This is a genomic window from Bacteroides sp. LFL-34, assembly GCF_027257075.1.
In the GTDB taxonomy this organism is placed as follows: Bacteria; Bacteroidota; Bacteroidia; order Bacteroidales; family Bacteroidaceae; genus Bacteroides; species Bacteroides ovatus.
This window is the reverse complement of sequence record NZ_JAPQKZ010000157.1, coordinates 1-711: the sequence shown is the minus strand read 5'-3', so window position 1 is coordinate 711 and position 711 is coordinate 1. Positions and strand designations below refer to the sequence as shown.

At 36.3% G+C, this 711-nt stretch carries 1 protein-coding gene; it reads left to right on the top strand.

Annotated elements, in window-relative coordinates:
• A partial coding sequence (locus N5O98_RS27365) for an ISAs1 family transposase (RefSeq protein WP_269496302.1) occupies positions 1-698 on the top strand: 698 nt, incomplete at its 5' end.
• Positions 699-711: the final 13 nt, after the last annotated feature.

Below are 711 nucleotides of genomic sequence, written 5' to 3'. Positions count from 1 at the left end.
AAAGCAATGAGATTACAGCTATTCCATTGTTAATTAACTCTTTGGAACTAAGTGGTTGTATTGTTACAATTGACGCGATGGGATGCCAGAAAGATATAACCCAGACCATTATTGAGCATAATGCAAATTATATTATAGCTATAAAGGAGAATAAGAAAAAAAATTATCAACTAGCTAAACAAATCATTGACGATTATCAGGATAGAGATGAAATAACCAATAGAGTCACCAGGCATGTGTCGGAAAACACCGGACATGGAAGGATTGAGACAAGAACATGTACTGTAGTCAGTTATGGATCTATTATGGAGAAAATGTTTAAGAAGAAACTTGTGGGGTTGAAGTCTATTGTAGGGATAAAGTCGGAGAGAACAATAGTAGCAACAGGAGAATATACTCAAGAGGTCAGATACTATGTAACTTCACTTGATAATACCAAACCGGAGGAGATTGCATCTGCCATCAGGCAGCATTGGTCTATTGAGAATAATCTTCATTGGCAACTGGATGTTACCTTTCGAGAAGACTACAGTAAAAAGGTGAAAAATGCAGCCAGAAACTTTTCGGTGGCAACAAAAATGGCACTTACCATACTAAAGAATGAGAAAACAACAAAAGGAAGCATGAATCTGAAAAGACTAAAAGCGGGATGGGATGAAAAATATTTGTCACAACTTTTACAGGAAAATAATTTTTAATGCGTCTGCCCTG